We start from the raw sequence: 6,887 nt of genomic DNA, 5'->3' as shown, positions 1-6,887 counted from the left end.
CCCAGGGCCCCGGCCCCCGCGCCCCACACGGCGCCCAGGAGCAACGCCGTGCCCAGGTGACCGTGCAGTTCGATGCCCGCGCCGAAGGCGTCGAAGCCCAGTACGGACAGCGAGGCGTTCACCGACACGTCAGCCAGCCAGGCGAGGAAGGGCAGGGCGAGCGCGGTCACCGTCCCGAGCCGCAGGGCGCAGCGCCCGGCGAACCCCGCCGGGCCGACCTGCCCGCGCACCGGAGTCCGTACCGCCGTGAGCACCCCGGCCAGCAGGATCATCAGCGCCGCCGCCACCGCGAGCAGCCACACCCGCCCGTCCAGCTCGGCCAGCCGGCCCAGCGTCACGGGCTTCTCGGAGTCCGAGCTCAGGAGCCGGTCGAGCGGGTCGGGCAGCACCGTGCCGAGGACGCCGGTCGCCCGGCCGTCCCAGGGGACGAACAGGCCGACCGGGACACCGAGCCACACGCCGTTCGGGGCGCCCAGCAGGGCCGCGCCCGCGATCCGGCGCGGGTGGTCGTCGCCGATCGCCGCGTACCCCGCGGCCGCGAGCCCGGCGGCCACGGCCACGAGCAGCACCGTGACGAGTGCCGAGACGGCCGGCCGTACCACCCGGTGCACGGCGTCCCAGCCGGCCGGCAGCGGGGTGCGGCGGGAGGCGAACAGGGCGATCAGCAGGACACCGGCGGACCAGCCGAGGCCGCCGAGCAGGGTGGGCGCGGTGTCCACGGTGAAGCCGACGGCCGCCTTGGCGTGGATCAGATCGCCGATCCGGTCCGGCAGCAGCCCGCCGACGTCGCCCACGCCGGGGATGTCCAGGCCGCCGCCCTTGCCGGCGCCGCCGGGCAGCCGGTCGAGGCCGAGCGCGCCGCCGTCGATCGTGACGACGTCGTGCCCGGCCCACGCGAGGCCGCCCAGCGTCGCCACGAACAGGGCGATCACCGCGCCCGCGCGCGCGAGGAGTTCGGCCGGCGCGATCACAACTCCGGCCGTGCGCAGGGACCGCAGGAAGAACCACGCCAGCAGCAGGGCTCCGACCAGGCTCACCCCGAGTGGCGTGATCTCGACGGCCGTGTGGGCCTCGGCGCCCTTCAGTCCGAAAGCGGACACATCGCCCGACGGCGACACCGAACCACCCGCCCCGAGAGCCACAACGGCCGCTGTCATGGGGCCCAGTGAGCCCTCGGCGTCCGCTCGCAGCAGGTGCAGGCCCAGCGCGGCCGTGCCCGCCATCCCTATCAACGCCCAGCTCACGGCGGCGATCGCGGACAACAGGATGTCCGTCCACGGCAGCGGTGTGCCGTGCCGTGCGGTCTCGACGCCCGTGGCGCTCATGGCAGACCCCCCGATCCGCGGCGCGGTCCCGCGGCCGCGCTCGTCCCCCTCGCGGGGGATTACCACTCTCCGGCCCGGTTTCAACCCCGTCAACGGGGCGAGTTGATGCGCGCGCCGGCGGCGCGCGCAAGGCCCGGCTTTCGGTCATGGGGCCGAGCCTGAAATAGTTCCCCACGATGTTCGACATCCCTAGACTCCCTGTGATGGGGGAAATTCGGGGGACAACTCAGTGGGGCATGGAGTGCCGGAACTCGTACTGGAATCAAACGGACGGACCTGGACGCTCGATGCGTCCAGGCCCTACACCCTCGGGCGCGATCCGCAGGGTGACATCGTCTTCGACGACGCCAGGGTCTCCTGGCGCCATGCCACGGTCAGCTTCGACGGCCGTAGTTGGGTCGTCGAGGACCATGGCAGCACCAACGGCACCTTCGTGCAGGGCCAGCGGATCCACCGCATGGAGATCGGCCCCGGCTCGGCGGTGTACCTGGGCAACGCGACCGACGGCCCGCGCCTGAACCTCTCCGGCGTCGCGGCGGTGCAGTCGCAGCAGCAGCAGGCGGCGCCGTACGCCGCGCAGGGGGCGGGAGCGGGCTGGGCGCAGCAGGCGCCGCCGCAGCAGCCGGCGCCGCAGGCGGACTGGCAACAGCCGCAGCAGGCCGCGCCCTTCCCGCAGCAGCAGAGCGCCCCGCCGGAGCAGTACGCGCAGAAGACGCCCGGTGGTGGCGCGGGGGCGCCGCCGGTCTACGGCGACCGCAGCCCGACCACGTTCCACCAGTTCTCGCTCGACCGCGTGATGCGCATCGGCCGTGCCCTGGAGAACGAGCTGGTCGTCTCCGACCTGCAGGTCTCGCGTCACCACGCCGAGTTCCACGCCACGCCCGACGGCCGGTTCGAGATCCGTGACCTGGGCTCGCACAACGGCACGTACGTCAACGGTATGCCGATCGCCAAGGGCGGCACGGCGCTGCTCGGCCCGAACGACATCGTCGGCGTCGGCCACTCCACCTTCCGCATCGTCGGCGACCGCCTCGAGGAGTTCGTCGACACCGGTGAGGTCTCCTTCTCGGCGCGCCATCTGACCGTCACGGTCGACGGCGGCAAGCAGATCCTCAAGGACGTCTCCTTCGGTGTCCCGGAGAAGTCCCTGATCGCGGTGATCGGCCCGTCGGGCTCCGGCAAGTCGACCCTGCTCAAGGCGCTGACCGGCTACCGGCCCGCCAACCAGGGCGAGGTGCTGTACGACAACCGGAACCTGTACAAGCAGTTCGCCGAGCTGCGCCAGCGCATCGGTCTGGTCCCGCAGGACGACATCCTGCACAAGGAGCTGACCGTCAAGAAGGCGCTGAAGTACGCGGCCAAGCTGCGCTTCCCCGCCGACACCACGGCCGCCGAGCGCGACGCCCGCATAGACGAGGTGCTGCGCGAGCTGAAGCTGGACATCCACAAGGACAAGAAGGTCACGTCCCTGTCCGGTGGCCAGCGCAAGCGCGTCTCGGTGGCGCTGGAGCTGCTCACCAAGCCGTCGCTGATCTTCCTGGACGAGCCGACCTCCGGTCTCGATCCGGGCATGGACCGTGACGTCATGCAGCTGCTGCGCGGCCTCGCCGACGACGGCCGCACGGTCCTCGTGGTGACCCACTCCGTGGCCGAGCTGGCGATCTGCGACAAGCTCCTGGTGATGGCGCCGGGCGGTGCGGTGGCCTACTTCGGTCCGCCGGAGGAGGCGCTGAACTTCTTCGGCTACGACAGCTGGGCCGACGTCTTCTCCGCCTTCGAGAACTACCGCGACTACGACTGGGCGGGCCGCTGGAAGGGCTCGCAGCACTACCAGATGTACGCAGCGGACATCGACGCGGTCGCTGCGCAGTCCGTACACATGCCTCCGCCGCAGGCCATCAAGCCGCCCAAGCCGCAGGGCTGGGGCTCGCAGCTGATGACCCTGATCCGGCGCTACGTGGCGGTCATCGCCTCCGACAAGGGCTTCCTGGCCCTGACGGTGATCCTGCCCGCCGTGCTCGGCGCGGTCAGCCTGCTGATCGACCACGACAAGGGACTGCTGGTCAACGAGGCGGTCAACCCGAAGACCGGCCTGCACGTGCCCAACGGCACCGCGACCACCGTCCTGCTGATCCTCGCCGTCGGCGCGTGCTTCGCGGGTGCCGCGAACTCCGTCCGTGAGCTGATCAAGGAACGGGTCATCTACGAGCGGGAGCGCGCGACCGGCCTGTCCCGCTCGGCGTACCTGATGTCCAAGGTGGTCGTGCTCGGTGCCGTCACGGTGCTGCAGGGCCTGATGGTCGGCCTGATCGGCTTCTCGAGCCGCGAGATCCCCGAGGAGGGGGTCGTCCTCGGCCACTCGACGCTGCTGGAGCTGTGCCTGCCGGTCATGGCGCTCGGCTTCACCTCGATGATGTTCGGCCTGGTGATCTCCTCGCTGGTGAAGACCGCCGAGAAGACCATGCCGCTGCTGGTCATGTTCGCGATCATCCAGGTCGTGTTCACCGGTTGCCTCTTCACCCTGCACGGCACCCCGGGCGTCAACGAGTTCTCGTACCTGATGCCGTCGCGCTGGGCGGTGGCCGCCGCGGGCGCCACGCTGGACTTCAACAACATCGCCCCCAACGCCGACGACCCGACCAGCACCGACCCGCTGTGGAACCACACGGGAGCGGCGTGGACCCTGGACATGATCGCCTTGATCGTCCTCGGTGTGGTCTGCGGCTTCTTGGTCGCCCGCTTCCTGCGCCGGCACGAGCCGGAGGTCATGCGGAAGTAACCGCGGCCGGACGCGCGAAGGGCGGCACCCCTAGGGGTGCCGCCCTTTTCCGCGTGTCAGAGGTCCGCGCCGACCTCAGTACGCGCTGTTGACGTTGTCGATCGAGCCGTACTTGTCGGCCGCGTAGTTGGCGGCGGCGGTGATGTTGGCGACCGGGTCGTAGATGTTCCACGAGGTGCCGGTGACGTGGTACGCGTTGAAGGTCGGCGGGATGACCTGGAGCAGACCCTTGGACGGGATGCCGTTGATGGCGTTGACGTCCCAGTCGTTGATGGCGCGGGGGTTGCCGGAGGACTCGCGCATGATGTTCTTGTGCAGGCCGTGGTAGCTGCCCGGGATGCCCTTGGAGCGCATGATGTCCAGGGACCGCCGGATCCAGCCGTCCAGGTTGTCGGCGTACGTCTTCGCGGAGACCAGCTGGACCTGCGGGCGCTGCGCCGAGCGGTTCGCCGGCGTCTTGGCGGCGCGGTCCTGCGCGGCCTTGCGGGCGGCGGCGTCGGCGGCCTTCTTCTTCGCCTCGGCGGCGGCCTGCTTCTTGGCGGCGGCGTCGGCCGCCGCCTTCTTCTGCGCGGCCAGGGTGTCGAGCTTGACGGTCTCGGTGGCGAGCTGGTCGGTCAGCGAGCCCTTGACGTTCTTCACCTGCGGGGCGGCGGCGACCTGTGCGGACGCGGCGGCCGGTGCGCCGGTGGTGACCGTGTCGGCGTTGCCGGGGACGGCCGAGAAGGCGAGGGCGGCGACGCCGAGCGTGCCGACACCGGCTATGGCGATCTTCTGCTGCTGCTTGGTCAGCGTGCGACTGAGACGGCGACTGAGGATGTTCTTGGGCATAGCTGATGGACCTCTTCGTTCGGGCGCGGAGGTCGCTCGGCGTCCGCCGGGGGAATCGGTTCCTCCCACACGAACGCCGCGGGGTGGAAACCCACGGCGCTGAGCGACGGAAGCAATTCTTAGCGGGCGCAAAATGCCCAGGCAAAGGTGTGACGTACTATCCTGGATAGTGGATCAGGGAGGGGCAAAACGGGACAGACTAGGCCGTCTGCCCCGTTCATATGGGCGTGTTTATCTCCTATGCCCTTTCGTACGTGATGTGGGCCCTATGCGCGGGCTCACATGGGCGACGGCAGGTATCTCACAGCGAGTTGCCGTCGCAATGCTCTCGGTGAGCCGCCTCCGACGGGAGGATGAGGTGCACGTCCCCGAACTCGTGCCACAGGTAGCGCCCCCGCAACGCCTCCGCGTAGGCACGCTCGACCGCCGCCCGCCCCGCCACCGCCTCCAGCATCAGCAGATGTGAGGCCTCCGGCTCGTGCAACCCGGTCAGCAGCCCGTCGACCACCCGCACCCCGCGCCCCGGCGTCACCACCAGATCGGTCCACCCCCGGGCCGCGCGCACCGCCCCGTCCGGCCCCGCGGCCGACTCCAGGGCCCGTACGGCCGTCGTCCCCACCGCGATCACCCGGCCGCCGCCCGCCCGGACCGCCTCGACCGTCCGCGCCGACGCCTCCGGCACCGCGAACCGCTCCGGGTACGGCGGCTCGTGCGCCTCCATGGACGCCACCCCCGTGTGCAGCGTGACCGGCGCGAACTCCACCCCCCGGCTCACCAGCTCCGCCACCAGGCGCGCGGTGAAGGGGCGCGCCGCGCTCGGCATCTCCGCGCTCCCCGCCCCGTCCGCCGACGGCAGCGCGAACACCGTCTGGTACACCGGCAACGGCTGGTCCCGCTCCGTGTAGGAGTAGCGGATGGGACGCCCGTGCACGCGCAGCGCCTGCCGGACGTCCCCCGCCGCCCGCGCCCACCACAGCCGCTCCCCGCGCGCGCTCAGCGGCTCCTCCAGCACCAGCGCCCCCGCCCCGGGCAGCATCACCTGCGTCCCCGCACGCGTACCCGTACGCGCGCGCGTGGTGCCCGCTCCGTCCGGATCACGCAGCTCGACCGCCCACCGGCCGTCGTCCCCGCGCGTGGAGAAGTGCACCACCACGCGCGCGTGCCCGATCCGCCCGTCCACCGCCGCCGCCAGCGTGGGCGAGGTGTTCACCACCAGCAGGTCCCCCGCCCGCAGCAGCCGCGGCAGCTCCGCGAACGCGTGGTGCGACACCTCCGTACCCCGCGAGACCAGCAACCGCACGGAGTCCCGGTCGAGACCGGGCCCGCGCTGCTCGGCCGGCACCCGCGCGGACAGCTCCTCGGGCACCCGCACCGCCGTGCTCATCGCCCCACCACCAGGGCCGGCGCCGCGTACCGCCCGCTCGCCGGCCGCTCGTCCAGCAGCCGCAGGAAGGCCGGCACGACCTCGGCGGGCGCCGGACGCGGCCCGTCGTCACCGGGCACGGCGGCCGCGTACAGCTCCGTCGCCATGTCCCCGGGATCCACCGCCCACACCCGCAGGCCCGGCTCCTCGGCCCCGAGCACGGCCGCGAGCTGGTCCAGGGCCGCCTTCGAGGCCCCGTAGCCGCCCCACGTCCCGTACGCCTCCACCGCCGCGTCCGAACTCACCGCGATCACCGTGCCGGCCGGCGACTCCCGCAACAGCGGCAGCGCCTCCTGGACCAGGCCGAGCGCCGCCACCACGTTCACCTCCAGCGCCCGCCGCAACCCCTCGGGGGGCAGCTCCGCCAGCCGCACCAGCGGCTCGGCGCCCAGCGCGCTCGCGTTGCTCACCACCAGATCGGCACCGCCCAGCCGGCGCGCCGCCGCCACCAGACCGGCCCGGTGCCCCGGGTCCGTGACGTCCCCGGGCAGCGCCGCCACCCCCAGGCCCCGCCCGGCGACCGCCTCCGCCG

The 6,887-nt window shown here is 72.2% G+C and carries 5 protein-coding genes; 1 reads left to right on the top strand and 4 read right to left on the bottom strand.

What is annotated here, in order from left to right; all coding sequences use genetic code 11:
• Positions 1 to 1,325, bottom strand: a 1,325-nt coding sequence (locus V7E45_RS37550) for a streptophobe family protein (RefSeq protein ID WP_333778757.1), incomplete at its 3' end; no start/stop codon positions are given.
• A gap of 241 nt (positions 1,326 to 1,566) precedes the next feature.
• On the opposite strand from V7E45_RS37550, the gene V7E45_RS37545 reads away from it, so the two are divergent.
• A complete protein-coding gene (locus V7E45_RS37545) occupies positions 1,567 to 4,104 on the top strand; it encodes an ABC transporter ATP-binding protein/permease (RefSeq protein WP_333778756.1) in 2,538 nt (845 codons plus the stop codon).
• A 75-nt stretch (positions 4,105 to 4,179) separates the two neighbouring features.
• Here the strand turns inward: V7E45_RS37545 and V7E45_RS37540 are convergent, their stop codons facing one another.
• The 3 genes from V7E45_RS37540 to V7E45_RS37530 all read right to left on the bottom strand — a co-directional run.
• On the bottom strand, positions 4,180 to 4,932 hold the full coding sequence (locus tag V7E45_RS37540) for a transglycosylase SLT domain-containing protein (protein ID WP_333778755.1): 753 nt from the start codon (positions 4,930 to 4,932) through the stop codon (positions 4,180 to 4,182).
• A 301-nt stretch (positions 4,933 to 5,233) separates the two neighbouring features.
• Complete coding sequence (locus V7E45_RS37535) at positions 5,234 to 6,316, bottom strand: S-adenosylmethionine:tRNA ribosyltransferase-isomerase (RefSeq protein ID WP_333778754.1); 1,083 nt, start codon at positions 6,314 to 6,316, stop codon at positions 5,234 to 5,236.
• The coding region (locus V7E45_RS37530; protein WP_333778753.1) for an SDR family NAD(P)-dependent oxidoreductase at positions 6,313 to 6,887 on the bottom strand (575 nt) is incomplete at its 5' end. The genes V7E45_RS37535 and V7E45_RS37530, both read right to left, overlap by 4 nt.

Source organism: Streptomyces sp. IBSBF 3136 (genome assembly GCF_036815105.1).
Taxonomy (GTDB): domain Bacteria; phylum Actinomycetota; class Actinomycetes; order Streptomycetales; family Streptomycetaceae; genus Streptomyces.
This window is presented reverse-complemented; position numbering and strand designations above follow the sequence as displayed.

Bases quoted from the DNA above. Each gene is read 5' to 3' on its own strand.
- V7E45_RS37540 (WP_333778755.1), bottom strand. From the start codon at position 4,932: ATGCCCAAGAACATCCTCAGTCGCCGTCTCAGTCGCACGCTGACCAAG.
- V7E45_RS37535 (WP_333778754.1), bottom strand. From the start codon at position 6,316: ATGAGCACGGCGGTGCGGGTGCCCGAGGAGCTGTCCGCGCGGGTGCCG.